Source organism: Mangrovibacterium lignilyticum (genome assembly GCF_010882175.1).
Taxonomy (GTDB): Bacteria; Bacteroidota; Bacteroidia; order Bacteroidales; family Prolixibacteraceae; genus Mangrovibacterium; species Mangrovibacterium lignilyticum.
Genome location: NZ_WKLH01000001.1, coordinates 878,125 through 899,159, shown reverse-complemented (window position 1 = coordinate 899,159; position 21,035 = coordinate 878,125). Strand labels below are relative to the sequence as shown.

20 protein-coding genes are annotated in these 21,035 nt (G+C 45.0%); 12 read left to right on the top strand and 8 right to left on the bottom strand.

The genetic code is table 11. From position 1 onward, the window contains the following. Positions 1-131: 131 nt before the first annotated feature. Positions 132-818: an aquaporin Z gene (gene aqpZ, locus GJV22_RS03610; protein WP_163708811.1), complete on the top strand. Its 687-nt coding sequence runs from the start codon at positions 132-134 to the stop codon at positions 816-818. Positions 819-886: 68 nt separating this feature from the next. Here aqpZ and carB read toward each other — a convergent pair whose 3' ends face one another. Together carB and carA are read right to left on the bottom strand one after the other, a co-directional pair. Beyond that, positions 887-4,126 carry a carbamoyl-phosphate synthase (glutamine-hydrolyzing) large subunit gene (carB, locus tag GJV22_RS03605; protein ID WP_163708808.1) on the bottom strand — a complete coding sequence of 1,080 codons (3,240 nt, stop codon included), beginning with the start codon at positions 4,124-4,126 and terminating at the stop codon, positions 887-889. 48 nt (positions 4,127-4,174) lie between these two features. After that, positions 4,175-5,260: a glutamine-hydrolyzing carbamoyl-phosphate synthase small subunit gene (carA, locus tag GJV22_RS03600; RefSeq protein ID WP_163708805.1), complete on the bottom strand. Its 1,086-nt coding sequence runs from the start codon at positions 5,258-5,260 to the stop codon at positions 4,175-4,177. A gap of 212 nt (positions 5,261-5,472) precedes the next feature. Here carA and GJV22_RS03595 point away from each other — a divergent pair, with 212 nt between their 5' ends. From GJV22_RS03595 to argB, 10 genes are all read left to right on the top strand, one after another. Next, the gene (locus GJV22_RS03595) at positions 5,473-5,997 is read left to right on the top strand and encodes an arginine repressor (RefSeq protein ID WP_238480272.1); all 525 of its coding nucleotides are present in this window, start codon (positions 5,473-5,475) and stop codon (positions 5,995-5,997) included. Between the two features lie 4 nt (positions 5,998-6,001). Then, a complete protein-coding gene (locus tag GJV22_RS03590; protein ID WP_238480271.1) occupies positions 6,002-6,715 on the top strand; it encodes a GNAT family N-acetyltransferase in 714 nt (237 codons plus the stop codon). A gap of 157 nt (positions 6,716-6,872) precedes the next feature. Further along, the gene (locus tag GJV22_RS03585) at positions 6,873-8,066 is read left to right on the top strand and encodes an argininosuccinate synthase (RefSeq protein WP_163708802.1); all 1,194 of its coding nucleotides are present in this window, start codon (positions 6,873-6,875) and stop codon (positions 8,064-8,066) included. 9 nt (positions 8,067-8,075) lie between these two features. Next, a complete protein-coding gene (gene argC / locus GJV22_RS03580; RefSeq protein ID WP_163708799.1) occupies positions 8,076-9,050 on the top strand; it encodes an N-acetyl-gamma-glutamyl-phosphate reductase in 975 nt (324 codons plus the stop codon). A gap of 71 nt (positions 9,051-9,121) precedes the next feature. Continuing rightward, positions 9,122-10,273, top strand: a complete 1,152-nt coding sequence (locus tag GJV22_RS03575) for an aspartate aminotransferase family protein (protein WP_163708797.1) — start codon at positions 9,122-9,124, stop codon at positions 10,271-10,273. An 11-nt stretch (positions 10,274-10,284) separates the two neighbouring features. Further along, entirely contained in the window at positions 10,285-11,076 is a 792-nt protein-coding gene (proC, locus tag GJV22_RS03570; RefSeq protein ID WP_163708795.1) for a pyrroline-5-carboxylate reductase, read from the top strand. Positions 11,077-11,088: 12 nt separating this feature from the next. Further along, positions 11,089-12,180, top strand: coding sequence for a glutamate 5-kinase (gene proB / locus GJV22_RS03565; RefSeq protein ID WP_163708792.1), 1,092 nt, complete (start codon positions 11,089-11,091; stop codon positions 12,178-12,180). Positions 12,181-12,420: 240 nt separating this feature from the next. After that, the gene (locus GJV22_RS03560; protein WP_317168651.1) at positions 12,421-13,674 is read left to right on the top strand and encodes a glutamate-5-semialdehyde dehydrogenase; all 1,254 of its coding nucleotides are present in this window, start codon (positions 12,421-12,423) and stop codon (positions 13,672-13,674) included. A gap of 90 nt (positions 13,675-13,764) precedes the next feature. Then, the gene (locus tag GJV22_RS03555) at positions 13,765-14,715 is read left to right on the top strand and encodes an N-acetylornithine carbamoyltransferase (protein WP_163708789.1); all 951 of its coding nucleotides are present in this window, start codon (positions 13,765-13,767) and stop codon (positions 14,713-14,715) included. 87 nt (positions 14,716-14,802) lie between these two features. After that, positions 14,803-15,579, top strand: coding sequence for an acetylglutamate kinase (gene argB / locus GJV22_RS03550; RefSeq protein ID WP_163708787.1), 777 nt, complete (start codon positions 14,803-14,805; stop codon positions 15,577-15,579). Positions 15,580-15,668: 89 nt separating this feature from the next. On the opposite strand, the gene GJV22_RS03545 is transcribed toward argB, so the two are convergent. After that, complete coding sequence (locus GJV22_RS03545) at positions 15,669-16,115, bottom strand: hypothetical protein (protein ID WP_163708784.1); 447 nt, start codon at positions 16,113-16,115, stop codon at positions 15,669-15,671. A 191-nt stretch (positions 16,116-16,306) separates the two neighbouring features. Here GJV22_RS03545 and GJV22_RS03540 point away from each other — a divergent pair, with 191 nt between their 5' ends. Beyond that, positions 16,307-17,005: a protein-L-isoaspartate(D-aspartate) O-methyltransferase gene (locus GJV22_RS03540; protein ID WP_163708781.1), complete on the top strand. Its 699-nt coding sequence runs from the start codon at positions 16,307-16,309 to the stop codon at positions 17,003-17,005. Between the two features lie 93 nt (positions 17,006-17,098). On the opposite strand, the gene GJV22_RS03535 is transcribed toward GJV22_RS03540, so the two are convergent. The 5 genes from GJV22_RS03535 to GJV22_RS03515 form a co-directional block, all read right to left on the bottom strand. Then, positions 17,099-17,623 (bottom strand): hypothetical protein, encoded by a 525-nt coding sequence (locus GJV22_RS03535; protein ID WP_163708778.1) that lies wholly within the window; start codon positions 17,621-17,623, stop codon positions 17,099-17,101. Between the two features lie 185 nt (positions 17,624-17,808). Further along, positions 17,809-18,342, bottom strand: a complete 534-nt coding sequence (locus GJV22_RS03530) for a GNAT family N-acetyltransferase (RefSeq protein ID WP_163708774.1) — start codon at positions 18,340-18,342, stop codon at positions 17,809-17,811. 14 nt (positions 18,343-18,356) lie between these two features. Next, on the bottom strand, positions 18,357-18,914 hold the full coding sequence (locus GJV22_RS03525; RefSeq protein ID WP_163708771.1) for a dihydrofolate reductase family protein: 558 nt from the start codon (positions 18,912-18,914) through the stop codon (positions 18,357-18,359). A 68-nt stretch (positions 18,915-18,982) separates the two neighbouring features. Further along, positions 18,983-19,411, bottom strand: coding sequence for a VOC family protein (locus GJV22_RS03520; RefSeq protein WP_163708768.1), 429 nt, complete (start codon positions 19,409-19,411; stop codon positions 18,983-18,985). 53 nt (positions 19,412-19,464) lie between these two features. Continuing rightward, positions 19,465-20,997 (bottom strand): carbon-nitrogen hydrolase family protein, encoded by a 1,533-nt coding sequence (locus tag GJV22_RS03515; RefSeq protein WP_163708765.1) that lies wholly within the window; start codon positions 20,995-20,997, stop codon positions 19,465-19,467. Between the last annotated feature and the right edge of the window lie 38 nt (positions 20,998-21,035).

Here is a 21,035-nt window from a genome sequence, read left to right as displayed (position 1 = left end):
TAATTTACTGTTATTGATACAAGATCTTTTATATGTCATACAGATGTCGTAATTTGAATACCATCAATTGAACCTCATTATACACAGAATGATACAACTCATTTAATCCACATTAAATAAATTATCAACGTATGAAAAAACTTGTAGCCGAGTTTCTAGGAACTTTTTGGTTGGTTTTGGGCGGTTGCGGGAGCGCCGTTTTAGCTGCAGCTTTTCCCGGATTAGGGATTGGTTTTGCAGGTGTTGCCCTTGCTTTCGGGTTGACTGTTTTAACCATGGTTTATGCCATTGGTCATATTTCGGGGTGTCATTTGAATCCCGCGGTGTCTGTTGGTCTTTGGATCGGTGGGCGTTTTGAAGGGAAGGACTTGATTCCATACATTATTGCGCAGGTGCTTGGCGGAATTGCTGCCGCTGCTGTCTTGTATGCCATTGCAAGCGGAAAGCCGGGCTTCGAGCTGGGTGGCTTCGCAGCGAATGGATACGGCGAACATTCCCCTGGAGGATATAGTATGCTTTCAGCCTTTGTTTGCGAGGTCGTGATGACTTTCATGTTTTTGATTGTCATTTTGGGGGCTACTCACCCGAAAGCGCCAGCCGGATTTGCAGGTATTGCCATTGGTTTGTCTTTGACTTTAATTCACCTGATTTCAATTCCGGTGACAAATACTTCTGTTAATCCGGCACGAAGTACAAGTCAGGCACTGTTTGTAGGTGATTGGGCAATAGGGCAGCTATGGTTGTTTTGGCTGGCACCGATTATCGGGGCAATTATAGCAGGCTTGGTTTATAAATACCTTGCGCCGGTAAAAGAATAGTGAGTAGATAATAAACGAAAAAATCCCGCCTTTTGAGCGGGATTTTTTCGTTATTGTTGTTTTGGAAATTATGCTTTGTACTCGTCCCAGTGTTTAATAACAATGTCTTCCAATTTGTATTTGCATACAGCATAAATGAAGGCACTTGCGACACGGGCATTCGTAATCAACGGGATATTATAGTCGATTGAAGTACGACGGATTTTATATCCGTTGCTAAGCTCACGTTTCGAGTAATTTTTCGGGATATTAACCACCAGGTCAATTTTCTTATCGCGCAGATAATCCATGGTGTTTGGCTTTTCGTCTTCTTCGTCGGGCCAGTGCAGCATGGTTGATTCTACTTGGTTTTCACGAAGGAAACGATGGGTTCCTTCAGTCGCGAAAATGTTGAATCCGCGTTCCTGAAGAAGTTTCGCACTGTTCAATAATTCGAGTTTTGAACGAGCCTGTCCGGAAGAGATCAGGATGTTTTTCTCGGGGAACTTGTAACCAACAGAAAGCATTGACTTCAGAATTGCTTCGTAGAAATTCTCTCCAATACAAGCTACTTCACCTGTTGAAGACATGTCGACTCCCAGTACCGGGTCAGCATTCAGCAAACGGGCGAATGAGAACTGCGGTGCTTTTACGCCTACATAATCCAGTTCGAACAATGATTTGTCCGGTTTGGTATATGGAGCGCCGAGCATAACTTGTGTCGCAATTTCAATCATGTTGATCTTCATTACTTTCGACACAAAAGGGAAGCTCCGTGAAGCCCTTAAGTTACATTCAATTACTTTAATATCGTTGTCTTTTGCCAGGAACTGCATGTTGAAAGGACCGGAAATCTCCAGTGCTTTCGCAATTTCACGCGAGATCTTTTTAATTCGGCGAATGGTTTCGACATACAATTTTTGCGGAGGGAATACGATGGTCGCATCACCGGAGTGAACACCGGCAAATTCAACGTGTTCTGAAATTGCGTAAGCAACAATTTCACCTTTATCGGCCACAGCATCTACTTCAACCTCTTTGGCCATTTCGATGAACTCGGTAACAACAACCGGATGTTCTTTCGAAACATCGGCAGCCATTTGCAGGAAGTGATCCAGTTGGTCGTGGTTCGACACAACATTCATCGCTGCACCTGATAATACGTATGAAGGACGAATCAATACCGGGAACCCGACTACCTCGACAAATTTGTAGATGTCGTCGTAACTGGTTAATTCGTTCCAGCGTGGTTGGTCAACGCCGATCTCGTCAAGTAATGCACTGAACTTTTTACGGTCTTCGGCATTGTCAATTTTAATAGCCGAGGTCCCCATGATTTTAACTTCCTGCTTGTGCAGTTTCATGGCCAGGTTGTTCGGTATCTGTCCACCCACTGAAACAATCACCCCTTTGGGGTTCTCCATTTCGTAGATGTCCATGACACGCTCGAAAGTCAGCTCGTCAAAGTACAGTCGGTCGCAGGTATCGTAGTCGGTACTTACTGTTTCCGGGTTATAATTGATCATGACAGCGCGGTAACCTTCTTTGCGAATCGTGTTGATGGCATTCACCGAACACCAGTCAAATTCAACCGAGCTACCAATACGGTATGCACCGGAGCCAAGAACAATGACTGATTTTTGATCTTTTGGAAACTCAACATCATTCTCAGTACCATTATAAGTCAGGTAGAGGTAGTTGGTTTGAGCAGGATATTCACCGGCAAGGGTATCAATCTGCTTAACAACCGGGACGATATTTTTTGCTTTACGATAGTTGCGAACATCAATGAGTGCTTCGTGGATCTCTTTATTGCTTGAATCCATAACCAAGCGAGCAATCTGGAAGTCTGAGAAACCGGCTTTTTTAACATCAAGCAACAATTCGTCGCTCACGTTTTCCAGTTTCGATTTTTCGCTCAGTGCATCTTTCAATACATGAATGTTGTGCAGTTTCTGGAGGAACCAGTGGTCGATTCTTGTCTTTTCGTGAATCTGTTCAATGGAATATCCTTTGGCGAATGCTGCAGCAATGGCAAAAATACGACGGTCGGTTGGGTTCGAAAGTTCTTCATCGATTTGTTCGATGGTGATTTCCTCTTTGTTTCCAACAAAACCGTGCATCCCCAGTCCAACCATCCGGATCCCTTTTTGGATCGCTTCTTCGAAGCTTCGGCCGATTGACATGATCTCACCCACCGATTTCATAGAACTTCCGAGGTTTTTCGATACGCCGCTGAATTTATTCAAATCCCAACGAGGTATTTTACAAACAACGTAGTCCAGAGCTGGCTCGAAACAAGCTGTCGTTACTTTGGTCACCGAGTTTTTCAGCTCGTGGAGACCGTAACCCAAGCCTAATTTGGCAGCTACGAAAGCCAATGGATAACCGGTTGCTTTTGATGCCAAAGCTGAAGAACGAGAAAGACGTGCGTTGACCTCAATAACCCGGTAATCTTCCGAATGTGGATCGAGTGCGAACTGTACGTTACATTCTCCAACGATACCGATACGACGGATGATCTTGATGGAAATTTGGCGCAGCTTGTGATATTCGGAGTTGGAAAGTGTTTGCGAAGGAGCAACTACAATCGACTCGCCGGTGTGGATACCCAGTGGGTCGAAGTTTTCCATGTTACAAACGGTGATACAGTTGTCGTATTTGTCGCGAACAACTTCGTATTCAACCTCTTTCCATCCTTTTAGTGATTCTTCAACCAACACCTGAGGTGAGTACGAGAAGGCACTTGAAACCAGTTTGTCCAGTTCTTCATCGTTGGCGCAGAATCCACTACCGAGTCCACCAAGGGTGTAAGCGGCGCGAACGATGATTGGGAAACCAAGTTTTTCAGCTGCAGCTTTGGCTTCAGCCATGTTGGTACAAGCTACACTGCGTGGTGTTAGTACATCAATCTCACCTAAAATGCCCGCAAATATCTCGCGGTCTTCTGTGTTGATGATACTTTGCACGGGTGTACCAACAACCTGGATATTGTATTTTTCCAGAATTCCTTGTCTGAATAAGTCAACACCACAGTTAAGTGCTGTTTGACCACCAAAAGCCAACAGAATCCCGTCAGGGTTTTCTTTTTTGATAACCTGCTCTACAAAATGAGCTGTTACCGGAAGAAAGTAGATTTTATCGGCAATCTCTTCCGATGTTTGAATGGTTGCAATATTCGGGTTGATCAGAATCGTTTCAACGCCTTCTTCTTTTAAGGCTTTCAGGGCTTGTGATCCGGAGTAGTCGAACTCGCCGGCCTCACCGATTTTCAGTGCACCCGAACCCAGAACAATTGCTTTTTTAATACTTTTATTTAAACGTACCATAATTTTTAGTGTTTTGCTCCTTTCTTTTCCTTGTTCAGGAATGATTTGTTAGCCTTTTTTGAATTTTACAATGTTTTCAATGAATTCGTCAAACAAATATTCCGTATCAACCGGGCCACTGCAGGCTTCGGGGTGGAATTGTGTAGAGAAGAAGGGCTTGGTCTTGTGACGAATACCCTCATTGGTTTCGTCGTTTACATTGATGAACATCGGTTCCCAGTCAGCAGGCAGGGATTCCGGAGCAACGGCATAGCCGTGGTTTTGAGAGGTAATAAAACAGCGATCAGTTCCGGCAAGAAGAACCGGTTGGTTATGGCTACGGTGTCCGAACTTTAACTTATACGTTTCAGCTCCGGCAGCACGGGCAAGCAATTGGTTACCCAAACAAATTCCCATGATTGGTTTTTCGAGTTGGATAGCTTTTTCGATGTTGGCAACAGTTTTATCGCACATGGCGGGGTCGCCGGGTCCGTTTGATAAGAATACACCATCGAATTCGTCCGTTGTGAAGTCGTAGTCCCAAGGAACTCGAATAACGGTTGAATTTCGGTTTAGCAAGCAGCGGATGATGTTGTTTTTTACACCACAATCAACCAGCACTACTTTGTGCTCGCCATTCCCGTAAACTTCTTTTTTGTCGGTGCTGGCAACAGCTACCAGGTTTTCAGCATTTGGGTCATACAATTCAATTGGCTCATCCTCGAATTCAATTTTACCCAACATGGATCCTTTCACCCGCAGGATTTTTGTTAGTGCGCGTGTGTCGATTCCATATAGTCCAGGTACTTTCGATTCTTTCAACCAGTCGCCCAAACTTTTAATCGCATTCCAGTGGCTGTATTCTGCCGAGTAGTCGGAGATAATCAAACCGCTAATGTGCACTTTGTCGGATTCGTAAAATTTGTGGATTTCATCCTTTTTTTGATCAGAAGGTACCCCATAATTCCCAATTAGAGGGAAGGTCGAAACCAAGATCTGTCCCGTATATGAAGGATCTGTTAAACTTTCCGGATAACCTGTCATGGCGGTGTAAAAAACTACCTCGCCAGCAATCGACTTGTCGTATCCGAAAGATTTACCCTCGAAACGGGTTCCGTCTTCTAAAACCAAACTGACTTTTTTTGCCTCTGTCATTTCTTATGATCGCTTATATTGATTAAAAAAAATGCGTCTGTCTACGGAAGTAGTTCAAACGCATTGTGCTTATTTTCTATTAATTTGATGTATTCTGTTCACTTTTTCAGAAATTATTCTTTCACTTCTTTGATTCAGGTTTTCGACCTGTTTTTTAAATCCGCTACAAAAATAGAAATAATTCCGGAATTAAAATTTGTTTTTTATAAAAAATGAATAAATTTGCAGGAGGTTTGCATATATATACAAAAATGAAGAATCGCGTTAGCCGACAATTAGCCATTAAGCAGATTATTGTTTCCAGTGAAATTCATAGTCAGGATGAATTGTTGGTGAAATTACATGAACAAGGATATCACCTTACGCAGGCCACCTTGTCTCGCGATATGAAAACGTTAAAAGTAGCTAAAGTGCCTTCGGGCGATCAAGGTTACATATATGTTATGCCGGAAGGTGTAAATATTGAATCAAGGGATTCGGGCGACGAAGTGAATTTTTTGGCCGATGGATTTCGCGATTTGAATTTTTCCGGTAACCTGGCGGTTATGAGAACCCGGCCAGGGTATGCCAGCAGCATAGCTGCCGTTTTAGACAATGCAGAGCCATATGAGATTTTAGGGAGTATTGCCGGAGATGATACGATTTTGTTAGTGATGCGGGAAGGCATTAGTCCCAGGGATCTTAAAAATAGCTTGATATTAATTATGCCTAAGTTACAGGAAAAGATTGGCAAGTAAAGAAATGAAGACATTCGAAGAAATGAAAGTTGTTGTTGCAGATGAATCGCATCTGAAGTATGTGACCGTCATAAACGACACCATCGACTCGGCCTCGAAAGAGCGTGGCACTGGTATTGCCCGTCGTACCGATGAATATATTACCTCCAAAATAAGCGAGGGCAAAGCTATTATTGCGCTCGATGGCGAAAAATTTGCCGGTTTTTGCTACGTTGAATCGTGGGGACATAATCGTTTTGTCGCAAATTCAGGTTTGATCGTAGTGAAAGACTACAGGGGAGGAGGCTTAGCTCGAGAGATCAAGAAGAAGGCTTTTGAGCTATCGCGAAAAAAATACCCTGATGCAAAAATATTCGGTTTGACAACCGGTTTGGCGGTTATGAAAATTAACCACGAATTGGGCTATCGTCCGGTGACGTTCTCTGAGCTGACCGACGATGAAAGTTTCTGGAAAGGTTGTCAAAGCTGCGTGAATTATGATATTTTGCAACGAACCGGACGTTCGAAGTGCTTATGCACCGGAATGCTGTTCGATCCGGCTTGGGAAAAAGCAAAAAAAGCAGTGGAGGAAAAGCCGAAAAAAATCTCATTAATTGAGATGATCGGAAAATTAAAGCCGAAGTCAAATAATGGAGGCAAAGAATCAAACTTTAGTGTATTTAAAAGAGTAAAACAAGATATAAGTGGTGGCACTGTTCGGCAGTCATTTCAGGATTAATTTTTTCATAAAAGACCTGTTCTGAACTTTTTTAGTATCATAGGAATTTTCAGGATTAATTGTTAAACAGCAGTTCAGGCAGGTTGTAAGGTTAGTAAAGTTGTAAGTTTTCAGTAAATGCTGGATTTGTGTCATCACTTTTTTAAAATAAAATAAAATGAAAGAAAAGGTAGTATTAGCATACAGTGGCGGGTTAGATACTTCGTTTTGTGCAAAATACTTGTCCGTTGAGAAAGGTTTGGAAGTTTATACAGCAATTGCCAATACCGGTGGTTTTGGTAAAGAAGAGCTGGAAACAATTGAAAAGAAAGCCTACGAATTGGGCTCAGCCAAACATGTCACGCTTGATGTTACAGATACGTACTACGAAAAGAGTATTAAGTACATGGTTTTCGGAAACGTATTGCGCAATAATACATACCCTATTTCAGTAAGTTCGGAGCGAATTTTTCAAGCGATTGCCATTATTGAATACGCAAAAAAAATCGGTGCAAAATATGTGGCTCACGGTAGTACCGGCGCTGGGAACGACCAGGTTCGTTTCGACCTCACTTTTGAAGTTTTAGCACCGGATATTAAAATTTTGACTCCAACCCGCGATTTGGTGTTGACTCGTCAGGAAGAAATTGACTACCTGAAAGAACATGGTGTTGAAGCTGACTGGAGTAAAATGGCCTACTCGATTAATAAAGGCCTTTGGGGAACCAGTATTGGTGGAAAAGAAACGCTGACATCCGATAAAACGTTGCCGGAAGAAGCTTATCCTTCTCAATTAACAGAAAAAGGAGAGCGCGAGATCACACTCGATTTTGTTGAAGGGGAATTGAAAGGAGTTGATGGTAAACGCTATTTCAATACAGTAGAAGCCATTCGCGATTTGGAAGCTATAGCTGCTCCTTATGCCATTGGTCGCGACATGCACATTGGCGATACGATTATTGGTATCAAAGGTCGTGTCGGTTTTGAAGCTGCTGCGCCAATGATTATTATTAAAGCGCATCAAATGCTCGAAAAACATACCCTGACCAAATGGCAGATGTATTGGAAAGAGCAATTAGCAAACTGGTACGGTATGTTCCTGCACGAGTCGCTATACCTTGATCCGGTTATGCGCGACATCGAAAAGTTCCTGGAAAACACACAAAATTCAGTTTCAGGGAAAGTGATTGTAAAATTACGCCCTTATCAGTTTGTGCTGGTAGGAATTGATTCAGAATATGACTTGATGAAATCTGACTTCGGCGAGTACGGCGAAATGAATAAAGCCTGGACTTCGGATGATGTAAAAGGATTTACGAAAATATTAGGAACCTCATTGAAGATTTATAATTCAGTCAATAAGAAATTTTAACCCGGAGAGATGAGTCAGATAAGAGTAGGAATTATTGGAGGTGCCGGTTATACGGCAGGCGAATTAATCCGGATTTTGTTGAACCACCCGCAAGCTGAGCTGGCTTTTATCCAGAGTAGCAGTAACGCGGGGAACCCGATTTACGAAGTACACCGTGACCTGCTGGGAGATACAGACTTGGTTTTTGTCGCTAAGCCCGACTTTAGCCTGAGTGATGTGATCTTCCTGTGCATGGGACACGGAAAATCGAAGGAGTTTGTCACCGCGAATGACATTCCTTCAACAGTGAAAATTATTGACCTGAGTCACGATTACCGTTTAAAAGCAGAAGGAAACGACTTTGTGTACGGCTTGCCGGAATTGAACCGCGAAACAATCCGACAATCGGGGCACATTGCCAACCCCGGATGCTTTGCAACGGGAATCCAATTGACAATGTTGCCCCTTGCTGCAGCCGGGCTGCTGACCGATGAGTTGCATGTGCATGCAATTACCGGATCGACAGGAGCGGGGCAGGCGCCCTCATCAACCTCGCACTTTAGCTGGAGAAACAGCAATGTGTCGGTTTACAAGGCATTTCAACATCAACATTTGGGTGAGATTACCCAAAGTGTGAAGCAGCTTCAACCCGGATTTGATAAAGCCATCAACTTTATTCCGGTGCGGGGAAATCACACACGGGGCATTTTTGCTTCAACTTATACCGAATTTGCCGGAACAATTGAGGACGCTGTGAGTTTGTATGAAACGTATTATGCCGAACATCCGTTTGTTTTTATAACCAAAGAAAACCCGGATGTGAAGCAGGTAGTCAATACCAATAAAGCCATTTTGCATTTGGAGAAACATGGCAGCAAGCTGATGATTTTGAGTGTGACCGATAATTTGCTGAAAGGTGCCTCAGGACAAGCCGTGCAAAACATGAACCTGCAATTTGGATTGGATGAAAAAACCGGGTTGAAATTAAAGCCGGTTTCTTTTTAGGGTCTCTGACCTTTCCCGTGGAAATAGAATAGTAATGTTTTCATGGATATAATGAAGCAATAAATTGAACGATGAAACTTTTTGATGTATATCCACTGTTTAATATCACTCCCGTAAAGGCTGAAGGCTCTTATATGTGGGATAGTGAAGGCAATAAATACCTCGATTTATACGGGGGACATGCTGTAATTTCGGTGGGCCACAGTCACCCGCACTATGTGCAAAAAATTACGGATCAACTGAATCAAATTGGATTTTACAGTAATTCAGTTGTCATTCCACAGCAACAGGAATTAGCAGAGAAGCTTGGGAAGGTTTCCGGTTTCGAAGATTACCAGTTGTTTTTGTGTAACTCGGGAGCCGAAGCCAATGAAAATGCATTGAAGCTCGCGTCGTTTGCAACCGGACGTAAAAAAGTGATCAGCTTCAATAAAGGATTTCATGGACGTACATCGGCAGCAGTTGCCATTACCGACAATCCGAAGATTGTTGCACCGATCAACGAAACAAGTAACGCGGTTATTTTACCGCTGAACGATATGGAGCAAGTCGTGCTGCAGTTAAAGGCTGAAGATGTTGCAGCAGTTATTGTTGAGGGCATTCAAGGGATCGGGGGAATTCATGTCCCTGACCCGGCCTTCCTTGAAGAACTGGAACGCCAGTGTAAAAAGTACGGAGCGTTGCTGATCCTGGATGAGATTCAGTCGGGTTACGGACGTAGCGGCAAATTCTTCGCTTTTCAATACACCAATGTGAAGCCCGACCTGATAACAACAGCCAAAGGGATGGGCAATGGCTTTCCAATTGGAGGATTGTTAATTCAACCCGAATTGAAGCCCTGGTATGGCATGTTGGGAACAACTTTTGGCGGAAATTATTTAGCTTGCGCTGCAGGTATTGCTGTTCTTGAAATTATGGAACAGGAAAGCCTGGTTGAAAATACCGCTAAAGTTGGGCAATACCTGATGGATACCTTGGCAAACTTCAAGCAAATTAAAGAAGTGCGTGGGCATGGATTGATGATTGGCTTGGAATTCGAAGAACCGATCAAGGAGATTCGTCAGAAATTGTTGCAGGACGAAAAAATATTCACAGGTGTTTCGGGAGCTCACATTATTCGCTTGCTGCCACCTTTAAGTTTGACCATGGAACAGGCGGAATATTTCATCTCGAAATTTGAAAAAGTATTGAACGAACTGTTCGCAAATGCAGAGCAGAATTAAATAATTAAAATATGAAAGTCGGAAAAATTGCCATTATTGGCGCAGGAAATATGGGTGGTGCAATCGCTAACGGGATTCTGAAATCAGGATATCTCCCGGCATCTTCTATTTCTATTTCCGATCCGCGTGAGAGTAAGCTGATTGAACTGAAAGAACAGGGTTTTCAGGCTACTGCAGATAATGCTGAAGCTGTAAAAGATGCCAACCTGGTAATCTTTGCCGTGAAGCCCTATCATATCGAAGGTGTTATCAGCAATATCAAGGCTGTGCTAACTTCAGACAAAATACTGGTCTCAATTGTGGCCGGCGTAAATTTGAACGATCTGGCACAGATGGCCGGAGAGGACAAAAAGATTCTTCGGGTTATGCCGAATACAGCGATTTCAATTCAGGAATCAATGACCTGCATTGCCGGTAACGGAAATACAAAGGATTGCCTGGCTACGGTGAAAGAGTTATTCGACCAGTTAGGTGAGACCGTGGTTATCCCGGAAGAATTAATGGGAGCCGCAACAGTACTGGCATCATGCGGAACAGCTTTCGCCTTGCGCTATGTGCGTGCCGCCATGCAAGGTGGTATTGAAATGGGTTTTGGGGCAGAAATGGCCCAGTTCATCACAGCGCAAACAGTGAAAGGTGCTGTGCAGTTAATTATGGATACCGGAAACCACCCGGAACGTGAAATCGATAAGGTGACAACACCACGTGGTGTAACGATTACCGGTATCAACGAAATGGAACACAAAGGTTTTAGCTCATCAGTCATTCAAGGATTGATCGCATCTTATAACAAAATGGGTTAAGCCAGAAACGGTATGAGCTTTCACTATAAAAAAATTACCGTTAAAGTCGGTAGCAACGTTCTAACAAAGTCTGACGGAACATTGAATGTCGCACGAATCGCGCATTTGGTAGATCAGATTGCCTGGCTGCATAAAAAGGGTGTTGAGGTGATTTTGGTGTCATCAGGTGCCGTTGCAGCAGGAAGAAGTGAACTGAAATTGCAAAAGAAGCTGGATACAGTTTCTTCGCGACAGTTGTGTTCTGCGGTTGGACAAGTTAAATTGATTAACCGCTATGCTGACTTTTTCAGAGAGCACGGCATTGTTTGTGCCCAGGTTTTGACCACCAAAGACAATTTTGTCGATCGGGATCATTACCTGAATATGAAAAACTGTATCACCACACTTTTGGAAAACAAAGTTGTTCCGATTGTGAATGAAAATGATACAATTTCAGTCTCGGAGCTGATGTTCACCGATAACGATGAATTGTCCGGGTTGATGGCTTCCATGCAAAATTCCGAAGCGTTGATCATTTTGAGCAATGTGGAAGGAATTTATAATGGAGATCCTTCGTTGCCCACTTCCGAGATTATCGAAGAAATCGGGTCGAAGGAAAAAGACTGGATGAAGAACGTTTCGATGCAAAAATCCGGTTTTGGTCGTGGCGGAATGCTAACGAAAAGTTCGATTGCCCGTAAAGTAGCCAAAGAAGGTATTGCGGTTCACATCGCCAGCGGATTAAAAGATAATGTTCTGACAGATATTCTGAAAACGGACAAGTACGTAAAACATACGCTCTTTAAAGCGGAAGACCGCAAATCCTCAAACGTAAAAAAGTGGATTGCTTATTCCGATAGTTTCGCGAAAGGTGAATTGGTGATTAACCAGGGAGCACGCGAAGCCCTTTATTCTGAAATGGCCACCAGCCTTTTATTAATTGGTGTGAAACAGGTTAAAGGAACCTTTGAAAAAGGTGATATTGTAAAAATTGTAGACGAACAAAATAATTTAGTCGGGTGGGGTAAAGCTCAGTTTGACTCTGATAAAGCAGAAACCGAGGTCGGAACCAAGTATAAGAAGCCTATTGTACACTACGATTATTTGTATTTGGTTGAAGATTGAAAGTTTTGTGTCAATTCAAGTTAATTATTCAAATAAAATCGACTTGAAATGTTACAATTTATCGTTCATTGATTAATTTTGCAGGGAAAGTTTTAAAAACGAAATCCAAAGATACTTTTAGCTCAGAATAACTCAATATACCCTTTTCTAATAACCCCTTTTTGTTGACTTCAACAAATTCATGATATTCTGAGTTGTCCCCTTCCTCCCCCAGGGAAGGGGACTTTTAATTTTACAAAAATGACTATGGAGGTACAACAACAATTAGAACTGACATTAAAGGCCAGCAGAAGTCTCAACCTGCTGACAATGGATCAGATCAATGCTATTTTAACAGATCTTGCCGATGCTGCTGTTGCGAATACAGACGCAGTATTGGCTGAAAATGAAAAAGATTTGGCACGGATGTCACCGGATGACCCGAAATACGATCGCTTGAGATTGACAGCAGAACGTATTGAAGGAATCGCTTCCGATATCCGTAATGTTGTTGGATTGCCTTCGCCGATTGGGCGGGTGTTGAGCGAAACTACGCGCCCCAATGGAATGCGCATCCGGAAAGTGTCTGTCGCTTTTGGTGTAATCGGAATCATTTACGAAGCGCGCCCCAACGTTACATTCGATGTGTTTTCCCTTTGTTTAAAGTCGGGAAATGCCTGTGTCCTGAAAGGTGGCAGCGATGCGATTGACTCGAACACAGCTATTGTAAAAGTGATTCATTCGGTGCTGGAGAAACATGGCATCGACAAAAATACTTTGGCTTTGCTTCCGGCCGACCGCGAAGCAACAGCTCAAATACTGAACGCCCGTGGTTTTGTAGACCTGATCATTCCTCGTGGTTCGCAAGGATTGATCGAGTTTGTGCGGAAGAACGCCACCATCCCGGTGATTGAAACCGGTGCGGGGATCTGCCATACTTATTTCGACGAGTTTGGTGATACTACAAAAGGAAAGGAGATCGTGTATAACTCGAAAACCCGCCGCCCCAGTGTTTGCAATTCACTCGACTGTTTGGTCATTCATGAAAGTCGTTTGGCCGATTTGCCAGAGATCTGCAGTGAGCTTCCAAAAAGCAATGTGGTGGTTTACGCCGACGAACTGGCGTACAACACACTGGACGGAACTTATCCTTCAACCTTGTTGGAATGGGCAACAGACGAAAGTTTTGGAACCGAGTTTCTCGATTATAAAATGGCTATTAAGACGGTTTCATCTTTCGATGAGGCGTTGGATCATATTGCAACGTTCAGCTCGAAACACAGCGAGTGCATTGTAACGGAAGATGAGCAACGGCGGGATTTGTTCCGCAAGCTTGTTGATGCTTCATCGGTCTATTGCAACGTATCGACCGCCTTTACCGACGGTGCTCAGTTTGGTTTGGGAGCCGAGATTGGCATTTCAACCCAAAAGCTGCACGCCCGCGGGCCAATGGCTCTGGAAGAATTGACCAGCTATAAATGGTTGATTGACGGCGACGGACAAATTCGCCCCTAAACGTTTCAAGTCGCCTTGTCCTTCTATTGTGTAGGGATGGGCGCGAATAATCAAAAAAAGAAAAATCAACACACCCAAATAGTTTTCACTATGAAACATTTCACATCAGTCCACGATTTAGACAACCTGGATGAAGCCTTAAAGCTGGCTTTGGAATTGAAGCAGGATCCTTACAAATATCAATCCTTGGGAAAAAATAAAACCCTTTTGCTGGTCTTTTTTAATTCCAGTTTGCGGACTCGTTTGAGTACTCAAAAAGCCGGATTGAATTTGGGTATGAATGTGATTGTTTTCGATATTAACGAAGGTGGCTGGAAACTGGAGACCGAACTGGGTGTCGTTATGGACGGCGATAAGCCGGAGCACATTCGCGAGGCGGTTCCTGTAATTGGCAAGTATTGCGATATTATCGGTGTTCGTTCTTTCGCCAAGTTCGAGAATAAAGCAGATGATTACGAAGAAAAAATTATTCAGCAATTCGTCGACTATGCCGGTGTGCCGGTGGTGAGTATGGAGGCGGCAACGCGCCACCCCTTACAGTCGTTTGCCGACCACCTGACCATTGAAGAACACAAAACAAAACCACGTCCCAAAGTGGTGATGACTTGGGCCCCGCACCCGCGTGCTTTGCCGCAGGCCGTGCCAAATTCCTTTGTGGAATGGATGCGCGAAACCGATTACGAATTAGTGGTGACTCACCCTGAAGGATACGAATTGGCACCTGAATTTATGGGCGACCTGAAGCCGGAATACGATCAGATGAAAGCTTTCGAAGGAGCCGATTTTATTTACGCCAAAAACTGGGCGGCTTATAACGATTACGGCAAAATCCTGTCGCAGGATCGTAGCTGGACTGTTTCGGATCGTCAGATGGCGGTGACCGACAATGCTAAGTTCATGCACTGTTTGCCGGTTCGCCGGAACATGATCGTGAGCGACTCTGTCATCGACAGTCCGAATTCGATTGTGGTGGCAGAAGCTGAAAATCGTCTCTTCTCAGCCCAAACCGTTCTGAAAATGTTGTTGGACCAGATGAAGTAGGAAGATCGTCATTGAATAGTCGTACGTTGATCCAATTAATGACCCAGTGACTATTCGTGACAACGAATGACATTCCAATAAAAAGATATGAGCAAACAAAAGCTTACACTCGTAAAAGTTGGCGGTAAAGTCGTTGAAGAGAAAGATTCTTTAGCTGATTTGCTGGACCGTTTTTCGAAGTTGCAAGGATTAAAAGCCTTGGTTCACGGAGGAGGCCGGTCGGCAACCTCGATGGCCGAGCGCCTGGGTATTGAAACCAAAATGGTGGATGGCCGACGCATTACCGACCAGTCGATGCTGGAAGTGGTGACCATGGTTTACGGCGGATTAGTGAATAAAAATATTGTCGCGCAGTTACAGGCTTTGGGAATGAATGCCATTGGTATTACCGGAGCTGACCTGAATTATATGCAGGCGGTGAAACGTCCGGTAAAAGATATCGATTACGGTTTTGTGGGCGATATTGTTGGCGTACATGTCGAGGAGCTGAACCTGCTGCTCGAAAAGCAGGTGATTCCGGTGCTGGCGCCCCTGTCGCACGATAAGCAGGGCAGCCTGTTGAATGTGAATGCCGATACCATTGCCGCCGAAGCAGCTGTTGCTTTCGCAAAATATTTCGATGTGGAGCTGGTGTTCTGTTTCGAGAAACCGGGTGTGCTCGAGGACTCGGAAGACGATAGCTCGGTGATTGCCTCGCTGAACCATTCGCAATTTAAAACCCTGCAGGAAAGCGGTGCCATTCATGCCGGAATGATTCCGAAGCTGGACAACAGCTTCGACGCGATCAAACGCGGGGTGTCACAAATTCGAATCACCAATATCCCCGGTCTGCAGTCCGGTGGAACAACCTTATTACCCGAATAAATAAGCAATTTTAATACAATCTGGAAAGGCTCCGTTCTCATTTGAGACGGAGCTTTTTTAATTGCTCTTCTTCAGATTCGCCGCGATACTTAAAGGAAGGGAAGAAGGTAAAACACGGCGATTGCCACGATTGTGCCCAACGAAACGGTCACCGGAAACCAGACCGGTGCGATCCACGGGCGCGGAATAAGAAACAAGACATCGGTGGTTTTTAGGCTGGGTGGCCATTGAATGGTCAGGTACAACGACACATAATAGAACAGATCCCAAAAGGCGAAGGTCCAGAGGAAAATCATCAGCTGTTCAATCCAGCCCCGACCGGTTAGCAAGGCCAGGGCAACCAGCATGACAATGGTTGCAGCTTCCCGGGTCATCTCAATTTTGATTAGCCGTTCGGGAACCTCCTCCAGGATCTTACGGGTGTCAACGTCCGGCTTCAGCAGGCCCATTGCCTTCCGCAGGTACACCACGACCACGCCTTCAACATGAGCCATCGCAATTCCGAAAACGGCCAGTATGACGAATTTGCTTATCATCCAGCTTCATTCTACTGCTTGCGTCCCGATAGAGTTACGGCTTCAACCAACAACATTTGGCCGTTTGTCGCAGTTGCCCGGGGCATGATTGATGTGGCGGACTTTTTAGTGGGAAAAACGGATAATCGAGAACTGACGGAATCGCTTTCACGTAAATGAATTAGGATAAACGATTAAGAAAAATCAATGCGATGGTTTCCGTTTTAAATTATATGGTTGTGTGGGGAATGCTCTTGTTGGTTCCGGGGATTTTAGGGCAAGGGGATCAGTATGAATCACAGCGCGAGCAGATGGTGAAACGGCAGATTGAAGCTCGCGGGGTGAGTAATCGGTTAGTACTGGATGCGATGAGAACTGTACCACGCCACTTGTTTGTTGCCGAAGGATACGAGGGGGTTGCCTATTGGGACCGGCCGCTGCCTATTGGGTACGGGCAAACCATTTCGCAGCCCTACATTGTGGCTTATATGACCGAACTAATCAGGCCCGAGAGTTCGTTTAAAGTGCTCGAAATTGGAACCGGATCGGGCTACCAGGCAGCTGTATTGGCCGAAATTGTTGATGAGGTTTACACCATTGAGTTTGTCGATGCACTGGCTCAGCAAGCTGCCGAACGCTTGGAAAAGATGCAGTACAACAAGGTACATGTGAAAAGTGGTAATGGCTATGATGGCTGGGCTGAGCATGCTCCTTACGATGCCATTGTGGTTACGGCAGCTGCCGATTCGGTGCCACCGCCGTTGGTGGAGCAGCTAAAGGTTGGCGGGCGAATGATTATACCGGTTGGCGGGCGGTTCGATTACCAGTACTTGCGATTAGTCGTCAAAAAAGAGAACCGGGTTGTTTCCCGCGATATCGTTCCGGTACGCTTTGTCCCTTTTATCCGGTAAATAGAGAACGGCTCGTTAAAAGTCGCGCTTAAACAGGAGAACTTGCTAAGTCCTTCGTTTATGCAAAGCGTAACCGGGACTGGGCTACTCGCTTTAATGAAAGTCAGGATCGTGTTGAGTGTTGATCCGGACGGCTTTCCGCTTGCCATGTTCATACTCTTCAATTAGCGTCGAAATCCCATCCAGTGTTCTGTAAATGACTTTTCCTTTGGGGATTTTAGGACCGGGTTGATAGTAGGGATGCCCCTCGCGGATAACAGCAGAGAACCCATCAGATGTTCGGTGTGCAACTAACATCTGACCGACTGAATCCCGGCGTACTTTGAAAAGAACGATAATGTATTCCGTTCCGTTGGTAGTGAAGGTATAGCCCTGATCCCAGATCAGACTGCGATAATTGATTCCTTTTTGGATACCGGCATTCAATAGCGATTTGTTGGCGGCCAGGTAGCCGGTAAGATCCATCAGTCGCTTATCAAAAGGTGATTCAATGGTGTCGATCCTGCTTTTTGTCAAATAGTCGGAGATATCAGCTACCGCATTGTCTTGCGCGAAGCAAGAAAAGCTTGGGCCTGTAATCGCCAATAAAAGCACTAAAATAAGTTTGTCTGGTTTCATATAAGTAGTCGTTATTGCGTGTTTACGGGGTGACTTCTTCTACCCCTCGTTTGTAACGAGGGGCTAGTGGTTTTGAGTTTGTAACTCAGCTTGACTTCAATCGGTGTAATATGCGCCAAATGTCGTTACAAACGACAGGCAATTAACCCCTCGTTGCAAACGAGGGGGAGGAGCAGCTGACTTTCCTATTTCGAGAATTCTTCAGCCGTCAGCTCGTACAGGCGCAGCTCTTCGGGGTCGCCTTCAAGCCGGACGACGGTCTCGTAATGCATGCCCAGTTTTTCGAGTATGCGTTGCGAAGCTACATTTTGGTGGGTGGTAATGGCATACAATACGGTGAAGGAGAAATCGTCGAAAGCAGCCTGTTTGATCCGTTCTGCTGCTTCGATGACGTAGCCCTGACGTTCGTATTCGGGCAGCAGGGCATAGCCAATGTCAACACCGTTGAGTCCTTCGCGGTCGAAGAGGCCACAGGTTCCGATTTTGGCCTGGTCCGATTTCCGGATCATCGTGTAAGTTCCAAAGCCCAGCCGCTCCAGCTGGGGCAGCATTCGCTCTTTGATATAATTCCGGGCATCATCAACGGTATATACCTGCCGGTCGCCAATGTGCTTCAGCCAGTTTGGTGTGTTGAGTAAAGCCAGCACCAAGGTGGCATCTTCTTCGGTTGTCGGTCGAATGAACAGCCGTTCCGTTTCAAAGCTTTTGTATTTCTTCATGCCGGGCTATCGACTTAAGCTTTTTTATAATAGAGCAGTAGAACCCCGCTTTCGCGGAACAGGCGTGCGTCCGTCATTTGCAGGTCGAGCTGTTTTTCCAGTCCTTCGAACAGTGTTTCCCCTTTGCCAACAATGGTCGGGTTGATCATCAGTTCGTATTCGTCAATCAGGTCGGCCTGGGCCAGTTGCTTAACCAGCTGTCCGCTGCCCATCAGGGTAATGTCTTCGCCTTCGGTTTCCTTCAGCGCTTTTAGTTGCGTAACGATGTCGCCGTTCAGGATCGTCGTGTTTGCCCAGTCGCTCGATTGCAGCGTTGTGCTGCAGACAATTTTTTCAGCCTGGTTAATCCGCAAAGCAATCGTCGGAAACAACTCGTAGGCCATTGGGCTAACCCAGAAATTCTTCATCATATCGTAGGTTTTCCGACCAAACAAAAGGGTGTTTCCCTCCTGTAGTTTTTGCTGAGCAAATTCAATTTCCTCCGGGCCGTTGCTGTGCCAGTCGATGTTCTCGTTAGCTCCTTTATAATAGCCGTTGAGTGTTGTAAACACAAAGGCGGTCAATTTTCGCATGCTGTTATTTTTGCAGTTTGTAACAGCGCAAATTTACAGAAGTTTGCCGTTTATGGGCTATTCCTGCGTTATTCTGCTTTCGTACAAACCAATTCGAATTTAATTCCATCGGGATCTTTCAGGAAAACAGCGTAATAATCAGGACTATATTCGGGATATAGCCTTGGCGGGGTGACGATCATTGCCTCCATTTTTTTTAGTTCCCCGTAAAGCTGATCAACCTGAGCACGCGATTCGGCTTTAAAAGCCAGGTGGTGCAACGATCCCGGTTTGCGGCGGTTAACGTCGTCGTTAGCGAAAGCCAGTCTGGGCGAAGTTATGGCAAAAGCCAGTTTCGGGTGAGTGTATTCGACAACGTCGAAGTCGTGTTCGGCAATGTGCGCTTTCACTTTTCTGTTCGGGTCGAAGCCCAGCAGGGGGAGAAACCGGTCGTAGAACAGTTCCGCCTCGTTCAGGTTTTTAACGGTGATTTGAATGTGATCGATTTGAGGTTGCATGAAGTTGTAAGTTGGAATTTGAGTATCCAAAATACAAAATAGAACAGAATATTTTAGTTCTTCATTGGTTTAATGTTTAACTCGTAAATATCCGTTCGGCGGTCTCTCAGGTTGCGCACGGCTCCAAGCTGGTTCAGTTCGCGCAACATATCAATATCCACATCTGCAATCAGAATCATCTCGGTGTTTGGTGTCGATTCGGCCTTGATCCCGTTAGCTGGAAAGGAGAAGTCGCAAGGCGTGAACACCATCGACTGGCCATACTGAATGTCCATGTTATGTACCTTGGGCAGGTTACCCACACTGCCGGTAATGGCAACATAACACTCGTTTTCGATGGCTCGGGCTTGCGCACAAAACCGAACCCGGGAATAACCGTTTTGTGTATCGGTCAGATAAGGTACAAACAGAATGTCCATTCCTTCGAGCGCCAGCAGTCGGCTTAATTCCGGAAACTCCACGTCGTAGCAAATCAGAATGCCTATTTTGCCGCAGTCGGTATCGAAGGTTTTGAGCTGTGTGCCTCCCTGTAATCCCCAAACTTTAGCTTCATCAGGGGTGACATGCAGTTTCTCAAATCGTTCGACCGCACCGTCGCGTTTACACAAGTACCCCACGTTAAACAACGTGCCATCGACTAACTCGGGCATACTCCCGGTAATAATGTTGATGTTGTAAGAGATCGCCAGTTCCGAGAATCGCTGGACAAGTGTTTCGGTGTATTTCGCCAGCTCGCGGATCGCTTCCGGCTCCGACAGGTGGTTGTTTTCAGCCATCAACGGGGCGTTGAAAAATTCGGGGAAGAGCGCAAAGTCGGATCGGTAACCCGAAACAGCGTCAATAAAATATTCCGCCTGTTGCATCACTTCTTCCATATCTTTATAAGGGCGCATTTGCCATTGCACCAATCCCAGGCGCACAACTTTTTTGATTGTTGTGGCTTTGGTGGTGGGTGTTTCGTAATAAATGTTGTCCCACTCCAACAGTACAGCATATTCGTTCGATTCTTTGTCACCCACCAAATAATTCTTCAGAATCCGGGCCGGGTGAAAATCGTTTGACATTTGGAAGTCGAGAACCGGGTCGTGAATCTCCTTCATGCGAACTTTCTCGATGTACTGTTTCGGGGTCATTTCGTTGGCGTACTTATGGTAGTTTGGAATCCGGCCGCCAAAAGCAATGCCTTTCAGGTTTAGCCGCTCGCACAGTTCTTTCCGGTAGTCGTACAACCGGCGTCCCAAACGCAATCCCCTGAATTGAGGTTGAATGAAAATGTCGATTCCGTATAGCATATCGCCGTCCGGAGTGTGGGTGTTGAAGGTATGGTTGTTGGTAATTTGACGGTAGGTGTGACCATTTTCGAATTTACTGTAGTCGACAATAATCGATAGCGCACAGCCGGCAAAATGCCCATTGACCTTGATGGCAACCTGTCCTTCCGGAAATTTGTCGATCAGCCGTTTAATTTGATCTTTCTCCCAGTACGAATTGGGCATCTGGGCATAGGCCGCAATCATCGCCTGTTTCAGGTCCTCGTAATCATTTAAACTCAAAAATGTTAACTCAATATTTTCAATGTCTTCCATGACTTATCTTCGAATTAAGTATGAATTCTTATTCGTTT

Bases quoted from the DNA above. Each gene is read 5' to 3' on its own strand.
- aqpZ (WP_163708811.1), top strand. From the start codon at position 132: ATGAAAAAACTTGTAGCCGAGTTTCTAGGAACTTTTTGGTTGGTTTTG.
- carB (WP_163708808.1), bottom strand. From the start codon at position 4,126: ATGGTACGTTTAAATAAAAGTATTAAAAAAGCAATTGTTCTGGGTTCG.
- carA (WP_163708805.1), bottom strand. From the start codon at position 5,260: ATGACAGAGGCAAAAAAAGTCAGTTTGGTTTTAGAAGACGGAACCCGT.
- GJV22_RS03595 (WP_238480272.1), top strand. From the start codon at position 5,473: ATGAATAAATTTGCAGGAGGTTTGCATATATATACAAAAATGAAGAAT.
- GJV22_RS03590 (WP_238480271.1), top strand. From the start codon at position 6,002: ATGAAGACATTCGAAGAAATGAAAGTTGTTGTTGCAGATGAATCGCAT.
- GJV22_RS03585 (WP_163708802.1), top strand. From the start codon at position 6,873: ATGAAAGAAAAGGTAGTATTAGCATACAGTGGCGGGTTAGATACTTCG.
- argC (WP_163708799.1), top strand. From the start codon at position 8,076: ATGAGTCAGATAAGAGTAGGAATTATTGGAGGTGCCGGTTATACGGCA.
- GJV22_RS03575 (WP_163708797.1), top strand. From the start codon at position 9,122: ATGAAACTTTTTGATGTATATCCACTGTTTAATATCACTCCCGTAAAG.
- proC (WP_163708795.1), top strand. From the start codon at position 10,285: ATGAAAGTCGGAAAAATTGCCATTATTGGCGCAGGAAATATGGGTGGT.
- proB (WP_163708792.1), top strand. From the start codon at position 11,089: ATGAGCTTTCACTATAAAAAAATTACCGTTAAAGTCGGTAGCAACGTT.
- GJV22_RS03560 (WP_317168651.1), top strand. From the start codon at position 12,421: ATGACTATGGAGGTACAACAACAATTAGAACTGACATTAAAGGCCAGC.
- GJV22_RS03555 (WP_163708789.1), top strand. From the start codon at position 13,765: ATGAAACATTTCACATCAGTCCACGATTTAGACAACCTGGATGAAGCC.
- argB (WP_163708787.1), top strand. From the start codon at position 14,803: ATGAGCAAACAAAAGCTTACACTCGTAAAAGTTGGCGGTAAAGTCGTT.
- GJV22_RS03545 (WP_163708784.1), bottom strand. From the start codon at position 16,115: ATGATAAGCAAATTCGTCATACTGGCCGTTTTCGGAATTGCGATGGCT.
- GJV22_RS03540 (WP_163708781.1), top strand. From the start codon at position 16,307: ATGGTTTCCGTTTTAAATTATATGGTTGTGTGGGGAATGCTCTTGTTG.
- GJV22_RS03535 (WP_163708778.1), bottom strand. From the start codon at position 17,623: ATGAAACCAGACAAACTTATTTTAGTGCTTTTATTGGCGATTACAGGC.
- GJV22_RS03530 (WP_163708774.1), bottom strand. From the start codon at position 18,342: ATGAAGAAATACAAAAGCTTTGAAACGGAACGGCTGTTCATTCGACCG.
- GJV22_RS03525 (WP_163708771.1), bottom strand. From the start codon at position 18,914: ATGCGAAAATTGACCGCCTTTGTGTTTACAACACTCAACGGCTATTAT.
- GJV22_RS03520 (WP_163708768.1), bottom strand. From the start codon at position 19,411: ATGCAACCTCAAATCGATCACATTCAAATCACCGTTAAAAACCTGAAC.
- GJV22_RS03515 (WP_163708765.1), bottom strand. From the start codon at position 20,997: ATGGAAGACATTGAAAATATTGAGTTAACATTTTTGAGTTTAAATGAT.